At 68.5% G+C, this 19,168-nt stretch carries 15 protein-coding genes; 7 read left to right on the plus strand and 8 right to left on the minus strand.

Annotation, left to right across the window (positions count from 1 at the left end; all coding sequences use genetic code 11):
- Position 1: 1 nt before the first annotated feature.
- The 4 genes from VFU06_08580 to VFU06_08595 are packed head-to-tail and all read right to left on the minus strand — an operon-like array spanning position 2 to position 5,272.
- Positions 2 to 1,234: a metallophosphoesterase gene (locus VFU06_08580; GenBank protein ID HEU5209452.1), complete on the minus strand. Its 1,233-nt coding sequence runs from the start codon at positions 1,232 to 1,234 to the stop codon at positions 2 to 4.
- Positions 1,234 to 2,187, minus strand: coding sequence for a hypothetical protein (locus VFU06_08585; GenBank protein ID HEU5209453.1), 954 nt, complete (start codon positions 2,185 to 2,187; stop codon positions 1,234 to 1,236). Before VFU06_08585 ends, VFU06_08580 begins: the two co-directional genes overlap by 1 nt.
- A gap of 48 nt (positions 2,188 to 2,235) precedes the next feature.
- The gene (locus VFU06_08590) at positions 2,236 to 2,958 is read right to left on the minus strand and encodes a Crp/Fnr family transcriptional regulator (GenBank protein ID HEU5209454.1); all 723 of its coding nucleotides are present in this window, start codon (positions 2,956 to 2,958) and stop codon (positions 2,236 to 2,238) included.
- Positions 2,870 to 5,272 (minus strand): HEAT repeat domain-containing protein, encoded by a 2,403-nt coding sequence (locus tag VFU06_08595; GenBank protein HEU5209455.1) that lies wholly within the window; start codon positions 5,270 to 5,272, stop codon positions 2,870 to 2,872. Before VFU06_08595 ends, VFU06_08590 begins: the two co-directional genes overlap by 89 nt.
- A gap of 158 nt (positions 5,273 to 5,430) precedes the next feature.
- Here VFU06_08595 and VFU06_08600 point away from each other — a divergent pair, with 158 nt between their 5' ends.
- The 4 genes from VFU06_08600 (at position 5,431) to VFU06_08615 (ending at position 11,518) form a co-directional block, all read left to right on the plus strand.
- The gene (locus VFU06_08600; GenBank protein ID HEU5209456.1) at positions 5,431 to 8,511 is read left to right on the plus strand and encodes a hypothetical protein; all 3,081 of its coding nucleotides are present in this window, start codon (positions 5,431 to 5,433) and stop codon (positions 8,509 to 8,511) included.
- A gap of 56 nt (positions 8,512 to 8,567) precedes the next feature.
- Positions 8,568 to 9,179 carry a GerMN domain-containing protein gene (locus VFU06_08605; protein HEU5209457.1) on the plus strand — a complete coding sequence of 204 codons (612 nt, stop codon included), beginning with the start codon at positions 8,568 to 8,570 and terminating at the stop codon, positions 9,177 to 9,179.
- Positions 9,180 to 9,289: 110 nt separating this feature from the next.
- Entirely contained in the window at positions 9,290 to 10,480 is a 1,191-nt protein-coding gene (locus VFU06_08610) for an ATP-binding protein (protein ID HEU5209458.1), read from the plus strand.
- 75 nt (positions 10,481 to 10,555) lie between these two features.
- Positions 10,556 to 11,518, plus strand: coding sequence for a ring-cleaving dioxygenase (locus VFU06_08615; protein ID HEU5209459.1), 963 nt, complete (start codon positions 10,556 to 10,558; stop codon positions 11,516 to 11,518).
- A 30-nt stretch (positions 11,519 to 11,548) separates the two neighbouring features.
- Here VFU06_08615 and VFU06_08620 read toward each other — a convergent pair whose 3' ends face one another.
- From VFU06_08620 to VFU06_08630, 3 genes are all read right to left on the minus strand, one after another.
- Positions 11,549 to 11,992: a response regulator gene (locus VFU06_08620; GenBank protein ID HEU5209460.1), complete on the minus strand. Its 444-nt coding sequence runs from the start codon at positions 11,990 to 11,992 to the stop codon at positions 11,549 to 11,551.
- Positions 11,993 to 12,094: 102 nt separating this feature from the next.
- Positions 12,095 to 12,586: a response regulator gene (locus VFU06_08625; GenBank protein HEU5209461.1), complete on the minus strand. Its 492-nt coding sequence runs from the start codon at positions 12,584 to 12,586 to the stop codon at positions 12,095 to 12,097.
- A gap of 200 nt (positions 12,587 to 12,786) precedes the next feature.
- Entirely contained in the window at positions 12,787 to 14,376 is a 1,590-nt protein-coding gene (locus tag VFU06_08630; GenBank protein HEU5209462.1) for a hypothetical protein, read from the minus strand.
- Between the two features lie 205 nt (positions 14,377 to 14,581).
- Here VFU06_08630 and VFU06_08635 point away from each other — a divergent pair, with 205 nt between their 5' ends.
- On the plus strand, positions 14,582 to 15,454 hold the full coding sequence (locus VFU06_08635) for a hypothetical protein (GenBank protein ID HEU5209463.1): 873 nt from the start codon (positions 14,582 to 14,584) through the stop codon (positions 15,452 to 15,454).
- A 22-nt stretch (positions 15,455 to 15,476) separates the two neighbouring features.
- On the opposite strand, the gene VFU06_08640 is transcribed toward VFU06_08635, so the two are convergent.
- The gene (locus VFU06_08640; GenBank protein ID HEU5209464.1) at positions 15,477 to 16,457 is read right to left on the minus strand and encodes a transglutaminase domain-containing protein; all 981 of its coding nucleotides are present in this window, start codon (positions 16,455 to 16,457) and stop codon (positions 15,477 to 15,479) included.
- 271 nt (positions 16,458 to 16,728) lie between these two features.
- On the opposite strand from VFU06_08640, the gene VFU06_08645 reads away from it, so the two are divergent.
- Positions 16,729 to 18,072, plus strand: a complete 1,344-nt coding sequence (locus VFU06_08645; GenBank protein ID HEU5209465.1) for a GMC family oxidoreductase — start codon at positions 16,729 to 16,731, stop codon at positions 18,070 to 18,072.
- Between the two features lie 113 nt (positions 18,073 to 18,185).
- Positions 18,186 to 18,974, plus strand: a complete 789-nt coding sequence (locus VFU06_08650; protein HEU5209466.1) for an SET domain-containing protein-lysine N-methyltransferase — start codon at positions 18,186 to 18,188, stop codon at positions 18,972 to 18,974.
- The last annotated feature ends 194 nt before the right edge of the window (positions 18,975 to 19,168 follow it).

Consider the following 19,168-nt stretch of genomic DNA (forward strand, 5'->3'; position numbering starts at 1 on the left):
GTCACTCCGGTGTCGATGCGGGCACGGCAGTCCGAACGCCATCCGTCCCGATGCGGGCCATTGCCCAGCCATCCTGCGAGCGCGTCAGCACCAGCACCTCGCGGCCGAACGGATACGTGTTCGTCAGCACGAGTCGACCGTCGTAAGCCTGGCGGATGGTGCTGCCCGGCGTGTGTCCGACCACGAGCATGCGGCTGTCGAAGTGGTCGAGCAGGTCGTCCATCTGGACAGCGAGCGAGTCGGTCTGCGCGAGGTCCCGATACCAGAAGAGGCTGCTCGCATCCCAGAAGAAATCGTTGCGACGCGCGAGTCCCGCGGAATCCAGCGGGGCGACATAGGTGGTGTCCGCCCAGCGGTAGAACAGCTCCTCGCCCGCGAATGCTGCGAGCGAATCGTCGATCGCTTCCAGCGATTGCGTGGCGTAGGCCGGCGAAATGCCGCCGTGCGTGAAGAGGACGTCGTCGATGCGGATCAGTGCCGGTCGCGAGGCCAGCCAGCGGCCGAGCAGGGAATAGCGGGGATCGAACAGCCGGTCGTAGCGGATCCCGTGCAGCTGTGCGATCGCCATCTCTTGCGGCGCGACGTAGCGCAGATCGCCGAGCATGACCATGAGCTCGTGGTTGCCGAGCACCAGGTGCACTCGTCCGCCCGCGTCTGCAGCCTCGCGCTCGAGGCGGTAGAGCAGCCAGAGTGAGCGGGTCGCGCCCGCACCCCGATCGGTCACATCCCCGAGCACGACCAGGTGCGCACCGCCGCCACTCCACCGGAGCTGATCGTCGAGCAGCCCTGCAGCGCCCAGGACATGCGTCAGCGTGTCATACTCGCCGTGCGTATCGCCGATCACGATGATCGTGTCCGCACCCTCGATGTCGACCGCCGGGCGACGCTGGCCGGTGCGCGGGTCGATGACCGTCTGGTGCCGGTCCTCCGTCCGTTCGAGACTGCCGTACCGCAGGGTGAGCGGGCGATCGCCGTTGCGCGGGAAGGCGACGCTGTGAGCGCTGTCCGCGGATGTCGTAGTATCCAGCTGGACGCGACCCTCGCTGTGCACCTGCAAAAAGCCGTGCCCGGGCTCCGCGATGATCCAGGCGACGCGCACCGTATCCCCTTCCAGCCGCACGTGCAGGCCACCCTCTCCCGCCAGCCCGGAGCGCTGCGCGTGCGCGGTGCCCGTGATCGCCGGCGCGGCGATCAGACCAGCCGTAACGAGAGCAGTGCGCGTACGTCGATTCATCAGAAGGTTCGTATCCGGCCGGAGTCGATTCGCTCGAGCAGCTCGCGCAGGCGCTCGTGCACATCATCGATCTCGCTGCGCGTGAGACCGAGCTGGACGTATTCATCGTTGCGCCGCACGCCCCGCCGTTCGTCCAGGTTGGGGCTCGGGCCCATCGGGATCAGCATACCCCCGGTGATGCCGAATGTCGCGAGCACGCCGAGCGCGCGATCCAGGTCGTCACGGGTGATCGCCCGCAGGCGCGCGACGGTCGCGTGCGGGAGCCGGTCGACCTGGAGGTTGCGCCAGGCGGTGCCGCGGTTGCTCGGATCGCTCCGGAACGCAACACCGTTGTCCACCGAGAACAGTCGCGGGCGTGCGCTGTCCAGGCCGATGAGGAAGTTCCCGACGTTCTCGTCCGCGTGCCGGATCAGATAGGTGAGCACGTTCATGTTGGCGAGGTGACGCGCGTAGACGGAGTCCTGCCGGAACCGGTCCTCGTCCCAGAACTTCTCGTTGGTGACGTTGAAGAGCCAGTACTGCAGCACGACGAGCACGGAGCTGGTGCCGTCGAACGTGGCCAGCGCAGTCTCGTCATACTCGCGCAGCCAGTCTCGTGGCACGGCCCTCAGGATGGTGGGCGGCACCACGTACTCGTCCGGGCCGAGGAAGAGCTTCTGCAGCTCGTACGCAGCAACCTCGTAGCGTGGCTCGTTGTTGAAGGCAGCGGCGCCGGGCGCGGCCCTGGCCCATTTCACGGCGAGGATGGTGCTGTCCTCGTACATCAGGACCACGCGCTGTGTGCGGTCGCCTTCCGCTCGTGAGCCGCGCCAGTCGACCACCTGCAGCGGCCCGTCGCGCAGCCGCGCCTCGAGGTCCGGGATCGGCAGGATGATGTGGCTGTCCTGTGCCGGGACCTGCAGCGGAGCGGCGAGAAGACCCAGTGGCAGCAGAACCGCACGTGCGTGCTTCATGGCCATCTCCTTCTCGGTGCGACCGGGGTCGCGTGGAGCGACGACGGTTCAGAGCAGGGCATACATCGATGGCTGCGAGCCGCCAGGCGCGCCGGCGTCGATGGCGAGTGTCCGCAGCCGTGCTCCGATCGCCTGCAGCATGGTGATCGCCAGCTCGGGGTGGTCGGAGAGGAGGTCGCGAAAATCGTCGCCGCCGATGCGGAGCAGGCGCGCGGGTGACGTCGCAACCGCGTGCACCAGCGACGGCGATGCATCGAGCAGCGCGCCTGCGCCGAACGCGTCGTTCGCGCCTGCTACCCGGCTACCGCCGCCACTGGAAACGTCGACCGACCCGCTGATGACGACCCATGCGGCGTCGGCCGGAGCCCCGCGCTGGAGGAGCACCGTCCCGGTCGCGGCGTCCACCTCGTCCGCGATCGATGCGACCAGCGCGAGGTGCGCGCTCTGCGCACCGCGCAGCAGGTCCATGTGCTGCAGCAGAAAGACCTTGTCGACGAGATCCATGGACGTGCTCCGTTCGGCGGGAGGGTGCGTCTGGTAGAGGGCGGCGGCTACGCGGCGTGCGCAGCAGGCGAGCCATGCATCGTCGCCTGCGGCGAGAGCACCGAGGGCGCGCAGCGGATTGCGCCGTCGTGTCTTCCCGTCCATCTCGCCGAGGACCGGTGCGATCACGGTGTACAGCTCACGATCGACGGTGTGCTCGAGCCACTCGTGCGCACTGGCGCGACTCCGGGCAGCGCCGCGCGCGAGCGCGTACCAGCAGCGATGCATGGCAGCGGGATCGTAGATCAGGCCGAGACAGCGGAAGATGTGCTCGCGTCGTTCCTCGCCTGCCTCCCGCAACCCAGCGCGCAGCAGCATTGCCACCGCATCGTCCACGGCCGCCCTCGCAAGCGCCGCCTCGGCAGGACAGCGCGGGGTGTCGCGCGCGCAGACGACTGAGTGCGCTGACCGCACGGGCGTCCAGCAGCTGGTCGGTCTCTGCGGCGAGTGCGCCCCGGACCAGGGCAGCGACGGTCTCGTGTGCCGGGATCCGGGCGAGCACATCCGGGATGCTGCGGCGCACTGCGCGGTCTGCCTGGCTGTCGAGCAGCACCCGGAGCAGCGGCGGGACCACCACGGCGCCCTGCTCTGCGAGCGCATCGCGCGCAGCCTCGCGCGTCGCGGGCGCGCGCAGTGCCGCAATCAGCCGTGGCAGCGCGGTGAGCGTGCCGGTACGGGCGACGCTTCGCAGCGCCGTTGCCACGACGCGCGGGTCCTCGTCCTGCAGCAGCGGCTCGATCAGCGCGGCACCCTCGCCGCCCATGCGCAGCGCGCCGACCGCGAGCGCTAGCTCGAGCCGGCCCGCCCCGTCCTCGCGTCCATCCTTCGGCCAGTGCCGCGCATACGCGCGGCGTGCCGCGGCGAGCGTGTCATCGCTGACACTGCCATGCACCAGGCACTCCAGCGCAGCCAGTCGCACGCGCTCGTGTTCCGACGCGAGCAGCTCCTCGAAGAGGCCGGGCGTGCCGCCGACAGCGTACAGCGCCCGGACCGCGGCCTCGCGCACGTGCGCGTCGTCGTCGAGGAGCCGCGAGCGGACACGCTGGAGGTCGAGGTGGCCGGTTTCGCCGAGCACGTCGAGCGCACGGCGGCGGATGCGCGGCGAGGCGTGCTCGAGCAGCGCATGCAGCTCGTCGCGGAGCGTGCCCAGCTCGCGCGCCCGGCTTTGCGCCACCAGGTCGAGCGCAAACGAGGCCTGTGCGTCCGTGCCGTGCAGCGCACGGCGTATGACGGCCGCACTGGTGCTGTCCGCGAGTGACGCAAAGACGCCGTGCAGGCTGGCGAACCCGCTGTCGATGGAGTGGGCGAGAGAGCGCACGTACGCCGCCCGCACCCGCAGGGCGAGCAGGACCCAGAGTGCCCCCAGCGCCACGGTGACGAGCGCGATCGTGCGTGATCCCGGCAGGGTCAGCAGCACGAAGATGAGGCCGGCCGCGAGCAGCTTGCCGAGGCCCTTCTCGATCGCGATGTCGATGTACGCCTTGGCGCGCAACTTCACATGGTCGGGGATCGGCACGTACAGGATCTCGCGACCGGCACGTTCCGCGGAATAACGGAGCGTGGTCTCCGCCGCCTTGGCGACCACCGCGCCCGCGAGCCCCCAGAACACGACCAGCGCTGCGCTCGACAGCAGCATCGCGACCGGCAACAGCAGGACGGCCAGGCCGACGCCCCAGCGCCGCAGGAGCGGCTGCAGCAGCACGACCGCGACGAGTGGCAGCCACTGCGTCGCGGCATTGAAGCGCCCCTGGAACGCACTGATCGCGTCGAGGTCCTGGTAGACGGCTTTGCTGAGCGTGTTGAACTGGTAGTCGATGAGCTGTTTCACCACGACCATCAGCAGCACCATGCCCGCGATCAGCCGCACATGCGGATTGGACAGCAGCGCGCGCAGCTCGCGTGCACCCGGGAGGTGCGGGTGGCCGACGTGCCGCCGCTGTGGTGCGCTCACCGGCTCCCGCCAGACCAGCGGCAGTGCGATGGTGAAGACCAGGATCAGGCCGGCCGCAACGAGCATCAGGTTCGGCGTCCCGAGCCGCAGCGCGAACAGGGCCGTGATCGCACCGCCCAGCGTGGCGCCGAGCGCACCGCCCGCGATCACGACGGGATAGGCGCGGCGCGCGAGGCGCGCATCGACGAAGAGCTGCGCGGCCATGAAGAACTGCGCGATCAGCGCGGACGCGAAAAGGTCGTACCAGCCGTAGAACACGAGGCCGAACGCCGTGCTGCCCTCCACGTAGAACGCGCGCAGCGCCACCAGCTGGAGCGCGAAGAACAGCGAGATGGCGGGGATCAGCCAGCGCCAGGGCAAGCGGTCCGCCGCACGGTTGTAGAGCGGCACGAACAGGATGACCACTGCACTGACGACATACACCTTGTAGAAGTCGGTGTCACCCAGGCCGTCCAGTGCGAGTGCGTTCTTGATCGGCCGCAGGATGCCGACGGCGCACACGGCGAGAAAGAAGAGCGCCATCATCGCGGCCAGCCGGAGATGGTCGGAGTACGCGGCAGCGCGGGCAGGAGGGGACGCGCCGGAAGGCATGGGCACGCGGGTCGAGGGGAGCCTGCGAACACCAGCACCCAATTAGCACCGGCGCCGGCAGTGCAGTCAATGGCGCTGCATCCGTTGCCCTCCGGTGCGCTCGACCCCATTATGCCCCTGTCTCCCAGCCCGAAACTCCCGACACGCCGAGAGGTCCTATGCGCTCCGCAACTCTCCTCGTTGCCGCGTCCCTGGTTCTTTTCGCGCCCGCAGGGGCGCAGGAGGTCGCCACACAGCGGCCCGGGCCGGATGCGCCGGAGAACGTCAGCATCGCGCCGTCGCTGTTCCAGGACATGCAGTACCGCATGATCGGCCCGACGCGCGGCGGACGTGTCACCGCCGTGCACGGCGTGCCGCAGGAGCCCGGCACCTATTACATGGGTGCGACCGGCGGCGGGATGTGGAAGACCACCGACTACGGGCAGACGTGGCAGCCGCTCGGCGACGGCGTGTTCGAGACGCCATCGATCGGCGCGATCGACGTCAATGAATCGAACCCGGACATCATCTACGTCGGCACCGGCAGCCAGGGCATCCGCAGCAACGTCATCGCGGGCCGCGGCATGTACAGGTCGACAGACGCCGGGGAGACCTGGACCTTCCTGGGACTGCGCACGACCGGCCAGATCGGCGCGGTCGAGACCCATCCGCAGAACCCCGATCTCGTGTATGTCGCCGCACTCGGCTCACCATCGGGTCCCAATCCGGATCGCGGCGTGTACCGCTCCAGCGACGGCGGCCGCACGTGGGAGCAGATCCTGTTCGTCTCCGATTCCACGGGCTTCGTCGATCTGGCGCTGAATCCATCGAACCCGGACGAGATCTATGCGGCGTCGTGGCGCGGTGAGCGCAAGCCGTGGACGATCATCAGCGGTGCAGCGGAGGGCGGGCTCTGGAAGACGACCGACGGCGGCGACAACTGGACGAAGCTGTCGAACGGGCTGCCCACGGGCGTGGTCGGCAAGATCGGCGTCGATATCGCGCGCTCCATGCCGAACCGGGTGTACGCGCTCGTGGAAGCGCCGGGCGAAGCGGGCGGCATGTATCGCAGCGACGATCACGGCGCGACCTGGCAGATGACGACCAACCAGCCGAAGAACCTGCTGGACCGGCCGTTCTACTACACGCGCATCACGGTCGACCCGGTCGATCCCGACGTCGTGTACGTGAACAACGTCGCGTTCTGGCGCTCCACCGATGGCGGCAGGACGTTCCACCGGCGACCCACACCGCACTCGGACAACCACGACATCTGGATCGATCCGAATGACAACCGGGTGATGGTGCAGGGCAACGACGGGGGCGCGAACGTCTCGCGTGACGGCGGCGACACCTGGAGCACGCAGCTCAACCAGCCCACGGCCGAGCTGTACAACGTCGACGTCGACGATCGCTTCCCGTACTGGCTCTACTCAGGCCAGCAGGACAACAGCTCGATTGCAGTGCCGTCGCTGCCGCCCACGTCGTGGAACCCGGACGTCATGGCCGCGTGGTGGGACCAGATCGGCGGCTGCGAAACGGGGCCGGTCGTGCCGAAGCCCGGCGACGACAACGTCGTGTACGCGAACTGCAAGGGGCAGTTCGGGCTGTACGACCGCCGCAGCGGGCAGGAGCGCAACTACTGGGTGGGCGCGCAGTACATCTATGGCCACAACCCCAGGGACCTGAAGTTCCGGCTGCAGCGCACCACGCCGATCGAGGTGTCGCCGCACGATCCCGGCACGGTCTACTACGGCTCGCACTTCCTGCACCGCACGCGCGACGGCGGCGTGAACTGGGAGATCATCTCGCCGGATCTCACGGCGAACGAGTCGGACAAGCAGGTCGTGAGCGGTGCGCCCATCACGCGCGACGCCACGGGCGAGGAGTTCTATTCGACGATCTACGCGATCGCGGAGTCGCCGGTGGAGGCCGGCGTGATCTGGGTCGGCGCCAACGACGGGCCGGTGCACGTGACGCGCGACAACGGCCGCACGTGGACGGACGTCACGCCACCGATGCTGCCGGGTGGGCGCATCCAGAACATCGATCCCTCGCCGCACGACCCGGCAAAGGCGTACGTCGCCGCGTACCGCTACCTGCTGGACGACTGGCGGCCGTACCTCTTCCGCACCACCGATTACGGCCGCACCTGGACGCTGCTCACCGACGGCACGAATGGCATTCCGGCCGATTATCCGACGCGCGTGGTGCGCGAGGATACCGAGCGTCCCGGACTGCTCTACGCGGGCACCGAGTTCGGCATGTACGTGTCGTTCGACGACGGGGCACGCTGGCAGACGCTGCAGCTCAACCTGCCGCACGTGCCGATCACCGACATGCAGGTGCACCAGGGCGATCTCGCGATCGCGACGATGGGTCGCAGCTTCTGGGTGCTCGACAACCTCGACCCGCTGCGCCAGGCATCGGCCCAGCTCGCCGCGGCCGCCGATCCGCACCTCTACCAGCCGCAGCCCGCGCATCGCATGCGCTACCGGGGTCGCATGGGCGATCTCACGGAGCCGCAGTACATCCAGCCTGGCGCCGTGCTCGACTACGTGCTGCCGCGCAGGCCACAGGCGGCCGCGATCGAAATCGTCAACGGCAGCGGCGACGTGCTGCGTCGCATCGAGAGCGCTGCGGCGGGTGACGGTGCTGAGGGGCAGGGCTCGCAGTCGCCATGGATGCGCGCATCCGCGGCGCCGTTCTCCGCGGAGCAGGGACACAACCGGTTCATCTGGGACCTGACGCTGCCCGGGCCGTCGGATGACGAGGGGCGGCCGGGCCGCAATGGGCCGATGGTGGTGCCCGGTGACTACCAGGTGCGGCTCGTGGTCGATGGCCGTGTTGCGGATACCAGGCCGCTGCGCGTCGAGATCGACCCGCGCGTGGCAGAAACCGGCGTGACCGTCGCGCACCTGCAGGAGCAGCTCGATCTTGCCCTGCGCGTGCGCGACATGCTCGGTGAAGCGCGTGCTGTGGCGGCGCGGCTGGACCGGGAGCGTGGACGTCAGGACGATGGATCCAGCGCCGCCGCGCAGCGGCTGGATGCGCTGCTCGCCCGGCTGCAGACGGAGGGCGGGCTCGTCCGCTACCCGCAACCGATGCTGATCGATCAGATCAATTACCTCTACAACATGATCAACAGCGCGGACCAGAAGCCCGGTCGCGACGCACACGAGCGCTATGCAGAATTGCGGGCGGAGCTCGACGCTCTGCTCGCCGAGGCGCGCGGCGTCACGGCGGACGCACAGGAGTGAGCAGCAGCATGGTCATCTGCAACATGGCTGCGACATGCAGCTGGTTCAGGGCCCGTGTGCGACGTCCTGGCCGCCCCTTCGCGGCCGGCGTCGCCTGCATGGCGATCATCGGACTCGCTGCGTGTACGCCCGATGGGGCGGAGACCGGGGACACGCCGCCCGACGCAGACAGTGTCGCGGTGCCGGATACGACAGCGTCGCATGATACTGCAGGCTTTGCGGGGGCGCGGAATGGCGCGGACGGTCCCGCGCAGGGCAGCATGGAGGTCCGCGTCTGGTTCGCGCGCGGCGAGGAGGTCGTGCCGGCAACGCGGTGGGTGCCCGCCTCGGCGGATACGCTGAGCGCCGCGCTGCGTGCGCTGCTCGCAGGGCCGACATCGATCGAGCGGGAACAGGGGCTGACGTCCTGGTTTTCGCCGGAGACCGCCAACGCGCTGCTTTCCGCGCAGCTACAGGACAGGGTGGCGATCGTCGATCTGCGCGATCTCCGCGTCGTGATCCCGAATGCATCCTCTTCGCTCGGCAGCACACTGCTGCTGGACGCCCTGAACGGCACGGTCTTCGACGCTTCGGCCGCGGACAGCGTGGAGTACCGCTTCGACGGGAGCTGCGAGGCCTTCGGCGAGTTTGTCCAGCGCGGCTGCATCCGCTACGGCCACAACCGCTGAGACCCGGCGCTACTGCGCGACGGATGGGGCCATTCTGTCCCGGTGGCCCCACATCTGCATCCACACCTTCACCCTGTCCTCCCAGATAGAAAGGTGCCCCGACCCGTTCGATGTCGAGCCCTGCCAGACGCGAAGGTGATACTGCCGAGCGAGCGCGCTCGATCGGCCTGCCCGATGACAGCACCCTCGAGGGCCTGCTCCGCCTGCTGGTCGAGTCGGTCCGCGATTACGCCATCTTCGTGCTCGATGCGACCGGCCACGTGATCACATGGAACCCGGGCGCCGCGCGGCTGAAGGGGTACAAGGCCGAGGAGATCATCGGCAGGCACTTCTCGACGTTCTACCCGCAGGAAGATGTTGCGGCAGGCAAGCCCGCCTGGGAGCTGGAGGTCGCAGAAGAGGAAGGCCGGATCGAGGACGAGGGCTGGCGTGTCCGCAAGGACGGCACGCTGTTCTGGGCGAACGTCGTCATCACCGCACTGCGCGATCCGGACGGGCGGCTGGTGGGCTTCGCCAAGGTCACCCGTGACCTGACCGAGCGACGCAACGCGGAGCTGCGCGCGATCGAGAACGCGCGCCGGCTGGCCGAAGTCGAGGCCGCAAACCGCGCCAAGAGCGAGTTCCTCGCCGCGATGTCGCACGAGCTGCGCACTCCGCTGAACGCCATCGGCGGGTACGTCGACCTGCTCCTGCTCGGTGTGCGCGGGCCGCTCACGGACAACCAGCGCGAGGACCTGCAGCGCGTTCGACGCAGCCAGCAGCACCTGCTCGCGATCATCAACGATCTGCTCAACTTCTCGCGGCTGGAGGCCGGCCGTGTGAACTACGACATCGTGCAGACGCCGGTCGCACCGCTCGTCGACGAGGTCTGCACCATGGTCCAGCCGCAGGCGGCCGGGGCGGGGATCGAGCTGAGATGGGAGCAGTGCAGCGACAGGATCGCCGTGGCGGATCGCGCCAAGGTCGGTCAGATCCTGCTCAACCTGCTGACCAACGCGATCAAGTTCACGCCGGAAGGTGGTTCCATCACCGTATCGTGTCGGGTGGAGCCGTCGAGCACGGTACAAATCCGCGTGACGGACACCGGCATCGGCATTGCCGAGGACCAGCTCGAATCGATCTTCGAGCCGTTCGTGCAGGTCGGCCGATCCCTGTCATCGTCGCACGAAGGCACCGGACTGGGCCTCGCGATCAGCCGTGACCTGGCGCGAGGCATGGACGGCGATCTCACCGTCCGGAGCGTGCCCGGCAAGGGCTCGACGTTCACGATCAGCCTGCCAGCGTACCGGCAGCACGACTGACGCGTCGCCGGTACGAACGTCGCATCCGGCGCGACCCTTCGGCGTCAGGACCCGGACCCACACAACCAGGTCGAGATGCAGCTCACAGGATTCCATCACGTCACCGCGATCTCGGCGCAGATCTCCGAGAATTACCTGTTCTACACGCGCGTCCTCGGGATGCGACTCGTCAAGCGCAGCGTGAACCAGGACGACGTCCGCGCCTACCATCTCTTCTATGCCGATGGCGTGGGTTCGCCCGGCACCGACCTCACGTTCTTCGACTGGCCGCTGCCGCAGGAGCGTCGTGGCACCCGCAGCATCACGCGGACCCACCTGCGCGTCACGGGGCTCGCGTCGCTGCAGTACTGGCAGGAACGGCTGCGCGAGCATGGCATCCAGACCGAGCGGATCGAGGAGCGGGATGGCCGGGCCGGCTTCGATTTCGAGGACCCGGAAGGCCAGCGACTCGCGTTCATCGACGACGGCGGCGCCGGCGACCCGCCCGTGCCGTGGGAGGACAGCACCGTCCCCGCAGCACACCAGGTCCGTGGACTCGGACCCGTGATGATCAGCGTGCCGGAGGTCTCCGACACCGCCCTCGTGCTCACACGGGCGCTCGAGATGCGCGAGGTGCGTACATACACGGATCCGGTGCACGGCCGTGGCAACGTGCACGTCTTCGAGATGGGATCCGGCGGGCCGCACGCAGAGCTGCACGTTGCCGTGCAGCCCGATCTGCCACCCGCCCGACAGGGCGCCGGCGGCGTGCATCACCTGGCCCTCCGGACGCCGAGCGAGGAGGAGTACCACGCGTGGACCGAACGCTTGACGCGTCTCGGCATTCCCAACAGCGGCGAGATCGACCGCTACTGGTTCCGCAGTCTCTATTTCAGGGAGCCGAACGGCATCCTCTTCGAGATCGCGACAGATGGACCCGGCTTCGCCGTCGATGAGGATCCCGCCACGCTCGGTGAGAAGGTGGTTCTGCCACCGTTCCTCGAGCCGCAGCGGGAACGGATCGTGGCGGGGCTCAAGCCGATCGAGCCGGCAGACTGAGGCGCGCCAGGCCCGCGCGCGAAGGCCTGCTCAGCTCGTCAGCAGCCGTTCCAGCTCGGCCGCGACCGCCAGCGGGCTGGTCGGCTTTTCCATGTAGGTCGTGCAGCCTGCGGCATGCGCGGCCGCACTCACTCGGTTCGCGCGGAAGCCGCTCAACACGATGACCGGCAGCTCCGCCGTCTCGTGCCAGCGACGCATGTCGAAGCAGAGGTCGAGCCCGGTCTTCGCTCCAGGAAGGCCCAGGTCCAGCAGCACTGCGTCAGGACGCCGTTCGCGCGCGGCACGCATGCCGCTGTCGTAGTCGTCCGCAAACACGACGTCGAAGCCGCGTCGCTCCAGCACCGTTCCGTAGATGGATCGGTCATCCGCATTGTCCTCCACCATCAGGACAAGCGGCCGCCCGGCCGGCTGCACGCTGCCGGTGCGATGCCGCTGCCGGTGCACCGCGCCGTAGCGCTTCCTGGAAATCATCATCCCGGGCATACGCCTCCGCACTTCGGGTCTCCGCAACCAGCTTCTTTGAGGTAGACGCCTGGCTCGTGCGGCAGGTCACGTTCCAGTCGTGGCGGGCGGCGCTCAATCCCTGCGGTCGAGCACCGAGGGCAGCTCCCCGTCTCCGGCGAGCGGCGGCTTGCCGATCAGCTCTTCGATCCGACGCATGACGTCCAGCGGGCTGGCCGGCTTCTCGACGTAGTCCGCGCAACCGTAGCGATCCGCGGTCTCGCCGAGCTCGTTGCGCCGGAAGCCGCTCAGCACGACCACCGGCACCTTCGGGTTCGCGGAATGCCGGCGCAGCTGGGCGCACAGCTCCAATCCGTTCCCGTCCGGCAGGCCGAGGTCGAGCAGGACCAGGTCCGGCGCATACTGCATCGCCAGTTCCAGTCCCGCGCCGATCGAGCCGGCAAAAACGACGTCGAAGCCATTGTAGCAGAGCATCATTCCGTACATCTCGCGATCGTGCTCGTCGTCGTCGACAACCAGGATGCGCGGCCGCCTGCGGCTCTCTGCTGGCTCCTTCTCTCTATTGCTGCCACCCCCGGGAGCGGCAGAAACGAATGCATAGCCCATAGTTCAGGCGCACTCCTCCTTGCTGAGGGGGCAGATAACGCAAGTTTTTGGCCTCCGGAGCCAAAATGGCGACCAGATCGTGGCATCTTCGCAACACAGGACGGTCCGGGCTCGGGAGGTGGCGATGCGGCAACCCACCAGGCACTGTCGCGCCGCCCGATCCCAAGCCCCGGTGCGGAGTTCCGTTCTGCCGCGGCGCGTCAGTGCGCGGCCAGGTAGCTGCGCGCGGCCTGCAGCTCCGGCCGGCTGGCCGTCGCCCTGGCCATGACCTCCAGCAGCGCCCGGTAATGCTGCGCGGCCCGCGCAGCGTCACCCGCCGCGGCGGCGGCGCGTGCTGCACCGGCGTGGGCACGGGCACGACGCGGCTCGACGGTGAGCGTCGCCTCGTACGCCGCGAGGGCGTCACCGGGCCGGGCCATTTCGAGCAGCAGGTCCCCCTCCAGCTCACGCGCAGGCAGGATCGGCCCCGGCGTGACCGGGTGCTTCTCGACCGAGCCCTCGAGTGCCGATGCCTCACCGGCGAGCCGAAGCGCCTCTGCACTGTTGCCGCGCGCGTGCTCGATCCACGCGGATGCGGCGAGGCGCTGGGCATTCACGATCGTGGCCCAGTACGAGTCGTTCGCCGCCTGGAGCTTCGCTGCGAGTGACTCCAGCGCGGCGACCTCCTCCTGCGCCTGCTCGACGCTGCCGCTCCTTGCCGCACCGACCGCACGGGCAAAACGGGTGATTGCCTCCACGTAGGGCAGTGCACCGACGGGCACGCGCAGCGCGGCTGCCTCGGCCCAGGCATTTCGCTCCAGAGCGAAACGCGCCGGCATGGCCGTGAAGTTGTACCCGAGCAGCCCGCCATACAGGCGGTCGTCGTTCTGCACCGCACGACGGACGACCTCCAGCGCTTCTGCGTCACGTCCCTGCTGCAGGTACGCGTACACCATGTAGTCCATGGGATGTACCGCCGCATCGGGATCGGGCTCCGCCTGTGCGGAGCGCGTGTTCGTCTCGATGGACTCGTCCCAGTAGCCGAGTCGCGTGAAGATGTGCGATGGCATGTGCAGCGCGTGCGGCGCCGAGGGTGCAATGCCCGCATACGCGAACGCTGCCCTGGTGCCCTGCTCCGCGAGGGGTGGCGCGTCGTAGGCGTGGATCAGGTAGTGGGCAAGCCCGGGATGATCCGGGTGCTGCTCGAAGAGCGGCTGCATCAGCTTCGCGGCAGCGAGCTGTCGCGCGAACGTCCTGTCGTCGGGTGGCGCGTTGGCGACCATCGTGCGCGCATGGAAGATCGCGGCCTCCATGTCTTCCGGATGTGCCTCGTGCAGCGCGGCGAACGCAGCCTCCATCGCGCGCATGCGCGTCATGTGGTCGACCGAAGCGTAGTCCGTGTAGTACGCCAGCGCCGCATCGATGTACATCTGCTCACGGTGCGACGCATTGCCGGCGAGCTCCTTCGCCTGCTGAATCGCCGCGAGTCCGTCCGCCAGTGCCTCGCCCGAGGGAGCAGCCCGCGTCATCGGATTGCCCATCAGCGCAACTGCGCGGCCCCAGTGCGCCATCGCGCACTGCGGATCGCGGCGGGCGATATCGCTGAACGCGCTGTCGGCTGCTGCGAACCAGAACGAGTGCAGCATCGCGACGCCGGTGGCGAAGTCCGCGGCAACCTCGTCGGCGCAGCTCACCGCAAACGTCACACTGCCCAGGCGGGTGGGGTCGCCTGCGGGATGATCATGCACCTGCGCGGCGAGCGGTGCCGCGGAAGCGACCGCGGCTGCAATGACCAGGGCGGTGCGTTCCATGGACCTGCGCGTGTGAAGCATGGGGCCTCCGGGGGAACCGGTGAGGACGGGAGGGGCCGGTGGGATACCCGGCACAACAGGACAGAATCGAGCGGGAGTAGGGCCTTGCACAATCCCGGTGGCCGTGCCCGCCCCCCGGATTGGTACTGAACTGTACCCGGAATCGGCGCTACCGCCCGTGGCGCCGGTCCGGTAAGCTTCAGGCATGAAAACCTGTGCATTTCTGACAACCGCGGATCTCACCGGCTTCGTCACCGATGACGATCGTGCCGCCGCTCCGCTTGCCGAGCGTGGCTGGAACGTCGAGCACGTCGCCTGGCGCAGCGACGCCGACTGGGACCGCTTCGACGCAGTGGTCGTGCGCACGACCTGGGACTACCAGGCGTCGCCTGCCCACTTTCTGGAGGTGCTGGAGCGCATCGATGCGTCCCGTGCACGCCTCGCGAACGATCTCGAGGTCATGCGCTGGAACATGGACAAGCGCTACCTGCGTGACCTGGAGGGCAACGGCGTCGCGATCCCGCGCAGCCTGTGGCTGCCGAAGCTCAGCGACGACGACATGCCCCGGCTGTTCACCGAGCTGGATACCGATGAGATCATCATCAAGCCGGTCGTGAGCGCGAATGCGGATCACACATACCGCGTCCGTCGTGAGGAGCGCGGCTGCAGGCCGGAGGAGATCGTCGACGTGTTCGAGGAGCGCGCGTGCATCGTGCAGCCGTTTCTGCCGCGCGTGATCGAGGAAGGGGAGTACTCGGTGATCTTCTTCCTGGGCGAGCTCTCCCACTCGATCCTGAAGACGCCGCGACACGGTGATTTCCGTGTGCAGGAGGAGCACGGTGGCCGGATCACACGCGTGGATGCGTCGGGTGCGTTGCTCGCTGCAGCGCAGCGCGCGCGCGGGCCGGTTGCGCCGCTGCCGCTCTATGCGCGGGCGGACTTCGTGCGGGATGACGACCGCTTCCTGCTGATGGAGCTGGAGCTGATCGAGCCGGCGCTCTACTTCCGGATGGACGACAGGGCGCCCGCCCGTTTTGCGGACGCGCTGGTCACGTGGATGGCAGAGGTCAACGCCTGAGGTCCCGGAGGCCTCGCAGGGTTCAGTTCACGCGGTAGTGCAGCAGCGTCTGGTACTCGTCGCTGCCGCCGCGCTTGCCGACGAGCTGGACCACGTCACCCACGGCCACGGTTCCGCCGCTGAACGTGTTGCCCTGGCGCTCGAGCTGGGTCCACGCGCCGCCACTCACCACGGCGACCTCCTGCGCGTTGGGCCAGACGATCTCGAAGCTGACCGGGGCGTCCTCCGGCAGCACGCCGTCGGCCGGCGCCCGCACCACGCGCACACCGCCCTGGATGCTGCCCACGAGCGGGTACGCGGCGTTGCGGCGCAGGCCGGCCGCACGCAGCTCGGCCGGTGAGAAGCCCGCATCGACCAGCAGGCGGGGCACCGCCGGCATGCGTTCGAACTCGCGCCGGCTCAGTGGCCGCTCCGCGAGCTGCCACTTCCTGTCCTCGGGGTGATGCGAAAGCTGCAGCACCTCGGGCGCCGTGAAGAGGTACGCCCAGCTGAACTCCGGCCGGAACTCGCCGTTCACGACGAGGCCCGCCCCCCAGGTCGGGTCGAGCAGCCTCCACCGCCCGTCGATCTCCGCGGCGATCCACGCGTGGTTCGGATCGCCGACGCTCTGGCCCGGCCGGTAGTCGAAGCCCTTGGCGTAGCCGTTCACGATCTCCGTGCGCAGGCCGACCTCTTCCGCCATGCGCTGGTACAGCTGCACGAAGCCTTCACAGACTGCGGCACGACTGTTCCATACGGCCTCCGGCTTCATGCTGGCCACGCGGCCGGTCAGGTAGCCGCGAGCGTCGTAGCGGAGGTTGCGGGCGGTCCACTCGTACAGCCGGGCCGCACGCGCACTGTCGCTCGCCGCGCCCTCCACGAGGGAGCGCGCGTGCGCGGCGATGCGGATCGAGTCCTGGATCTGTGCAGGCGGACGACGGTCTTCCTTCCCGTCCTGGGCCAACGCAGTGCGTGGCCCGAGCACGAGAGCGAGCATGCCGACGGCGGCAGCGAATCGCTTCATTGCGAACTGGGGATCTCCGGGGGGCGCGGAAATGGTCCGCGCATGTGGAATATCGCAAAACACGCTGGCGAAGTCCACCGCTTCGGTGAAATCCGCCAACGGAAGCCGCCAGCGGTGTATCATGGGGACGGCCTTTACTTTGTTGCCGCACACCGGCGGTCGAAGGGCCGGTCGCATTGCCCTTGCATGGGCGCGCACCCGGCCGCGGCGAGCGGAACCCGGACGCCCTGCGGACAGAGCACCGCATTCGCGAGCCCGACACCTGGCAGCCATGGCATACGACGTCCTGATCATCGGTTCCGGTCCCGGCGGCGCGTCCGTCGCACGAGAGCTCGCGCGGGCGGGACGTCGCGTGCTCATCCTCGAGCGCGGCCGCGACTGGCGCACCCACCGATTGTACGGCACGTATCCGGGCGCGCTCCTGTACGCGGACCGGCATGCCCTGCTCTTCACGCGCCAGGGGCTGAACGTGATCCGGCCGATCATGGTCGGCGGCGCCACGTCCATGTATGCGGCCTGCGCGTCGCGCCCCGGCGACTGGTGGCTGAACGACTACGGAATCGATCTGACGGCAGACGCCGATGCGATCATGCGCGAGCTGCAGATCGCACCCCTGCCACCGGAGCTGCGGGGGGTCGCATCGACGCGGCTCGCCGAGGCGGGCTCATCGCTTGGAATGGAGTGGGCACCCCAGGACAAGTTCATGCTGCCGGCACGCGGCGACGCGTTTCGCTGTGGTGCGCACTGCATGCTCGGCTGCCGCTGCGGCGCCAAGTGGAACGCCGCGGAGTGGATCGACGATGCGATGGCCGCGGGCGCGGTGCTCCAGACCGGGACGCATGTGACGGCCCTGGACGTCGAGGGCGGCGCAGTGCGTCGCATCCGCGGCAGCCGCAACGGCCGGCCGTGGCAGGCAGAAGCGCACACGGTCGTCGTCGCCGCGGGCGGGCTCGGCACGCCACTGCTGCTGCGCACCGCCGGCCTGGACGAGGCGGGCCGTGGCATGGCGATGGACACGACCGTGATGGTGTACGGCGCACTGCCGAACGCGCAGGAGCGCGTCCCGCCGCAGGGCGACGATCCGCCGATGACCTGGAGCAGCACCGACGACGAGCTCGGCGTCATGTATTCCACCCTCATCGATCCATGGCTGATGTATCCGATCATCATGGCGGTGAAGGGCGCGCGCTGGCCGCTCACCTGGCCACGCTGGAAGCGCACGCTCGGCGTCATGATCAAGCTCACCGACGAGCTGAGCGGCGAGATCGACGCGCGCGGTGGCATCGACAAGGGACTCACAGAAACGGATCGCGTGCGGCTCGAACGGGCCCAGGATGTCGCACGAAATATTCTGCGGCGAGCCGGCTGCGAGGAGCACTCCCTCGTGACGACGCCGCTCCGCGGGACACACCCGTCCGCAACAGCGCGCATCGGCAGCGTCGTGGACGACCATCTCGCGACGGAGGTGCGCGGGCTGTACGTCTGCGATGCCAGCGTATTCCCGCGCGCACTCGGACGGCCGACCGTGCTCACGATCCTGGCGCTCGGCAGGCGCCTCGCGCGTGAGCTGGCTGCAGGCCATGCAGCACGTCATGCATCCAGCGTCGAGCCGTAGCGCTACCCCTCGCGCAAACCGTTCGCACCTGTCAGATTGCCGCCATCCCGATTACATCGATCGCATGCGCGGCGCCCTGCGTCGCCTGCCGTACGTATGAGGTAAGAGGAGTCATGCCGCAGAAGCGTCGGACCGGAAGCACCAGGGGCAGCAACGGCACACGCAAGCGCACAACGACCGGGCGCAATGCAGGCAAGGCCGCAGCGAAGAAGCGCACGGCGACCAAGCGTTCGGCAACGAAGCGTTCGGCGACCAAGCGTACGGCGACCAAGCGTACGGCGACCAAGCGTACGGCAACGAAGCGTACGGCGGCGAAGCGTACGGCGACCAAGCGTTCGGCAACGAAGCGTACGGCGGCGAAGCGTACGGCAACGAAGTCGGCCAGCAATAACGGCGCGGCGAAACGTGCCAGCGCCACGAAGAAGACTTCCGCACCGAAGAGCACTGCGACGCGTCGTACCCAGCCGTACGAGGTCCGCCGCTCACCGATCCAGGGCAAGGGCGCCTTCGCCACGCGCGACATCCGGCGCGGCGAGCGGATCGGTGAGTACCGTGGTGAGCGCATCTCCTGGGAGGAGGCGGACCGCCGCTACGACGACGAGTCCCAGGAACGCCATCACACGTTCCTGTTCGAGGTCGACGACGAGACGGTGATCGACGCGGGCGTGCGCGGCAGCGGCGTCAAGTACATCAACCACTCGTGCGACCCGAACTGCGAGGCGCTGATCGAGGATGGCCGCGTGTTCATCGAGGCGCTCAAGCCGATCCGCAAGGGGCAGGAGCTCTTCTACGATTACAGCTATGTCCTCGACGAGCCGCACACCCCGGCCGTGAAGAAGCGCTATCCCTGCTGGTGCGGTTCCAAAAACTGTCGCGGGACGATCCTGGCCAGGAAGCGGTAGCGCGACGCGCAGCTCTGCGGCGCGGCCCGGGCGGCCAGCGCACTGAAGGACAAGCAAACGGGACCGCTGCTCCAGGCGGTACCGTTTCTGTTCGCGATGCCTCGGTTGCTAGACAACGTTGCGCTTATCGAGCGGGGCGGAAACTCGATAAACGTTGCATTTGATTATTCAAGGCAACGTTGCGCGTATCGAAT

This window comes from Longimicrobiales bacterium (assembly GCA_035764935.1).
GTDB lineage: Bacteria > Gemmatimonadota > Gemmatimonadetes > Longimicrobiales > RSA9 > DASTYK01.

Bases quoted from the DNA above. Each gene is read 5' to 3' on its own strand.
- VFU06_08640 (HEU5209464.1), bottom strand. From the start codon at position 16,457: ATGAAGCGATTCGCTGCCGCCGTCGGCATGCTCGCTCTCGTGCTCGGG.
- VFU06_08630 (HEU5209462.1), bottom strand. From the start codon at position 14,376: ATGGAACGCACCGCCCTGGTCATTGCAGCCGCGGTCGCTTCCGCGGCA.
- VFU06_08620 (HEU5209460.1), bottom strand. From the start codon at position 11,992: ATGATGATTTCCAGGAAGCGCTACGGCGCGGTGCACCGGCAGCGGCAT.
- VFU06_08600 (HEU5209456.1), top strand. From the start codon at position 5,431: ATGCGCTCCGCAACTCTCCTCGTTGCCGCGTCCCTGGTTCTTTTCGCG.
- VFU06_08625 (HEU5209461.1), bottom strand. From the start codon at position 12,586: ATGGGCTATGCATTCGTTTCTGCCGCTCCCGGGGGTGGCAGCAATAGA.
- VFU06_08650 (HEU5209466.1), top strand. From the start codon at position 18,186: ATGCCGCAGAAGCGTCGGACCGGAAGCACCAGGGGCAGCAACGGCACA.
- VFU06_08590 (HEU5209454.1), bottom strand. From the start codon at position 2,958: ATGCATCGCTGCTGGTACGCGCTCGCGCGCGGCGCTGCCCGGAGTCGC.
- VFU06_08615 (HEU5209459.1), top strand. From the start codon at position 10,556: ATGCAGCTCACAGGATTCCATCACGTCACCGCGATCTCGGCGCAGATC.
- VFU06_08635 (HEU5209463.1), top strand. From the start codon at position 14,582: ATGAAAACCTGTGCATTTCTGACAACCGCGGATCTCACCGGCTTCGTC.
- VFU06_08585 (HEU5209453.1), bottom strand. From the start codon at position 2,187: ATGAAGCACGCACGTGCGGTTCTGCTGCCACTGGGTCTTCTCGCCGCT.
- VFU06_08610 (HEU5209458.1), top strand. From the start codon at position 9,290: ATGTCGAGCCCTGCCAGACGCGAAGGTGATACTGCCGAGCGAGCGCGC.
- VFU06_08580 (HEU5209452.1), bottom strand. From the start codon at position 1,234: ATGAATCGACGTACGCGCACTGCTCTCGTTACGGCTGGTCTGATCGCC.
- VFU06_08645 (HEU5209465.1), top strand. From the start codon at position 16,729: ATGGCATACGACGTCCTGATCATCGGTTCCGGTCCCGGCGGCGCGTCC.
- VFU06_08595 (HEU5209455.1), bottom strand. From the start codon at position 5,272: ATGCCTTCCGGCGCGTCCCCTCCTGCCCGCGCTGCCGCGTACTCCGAC.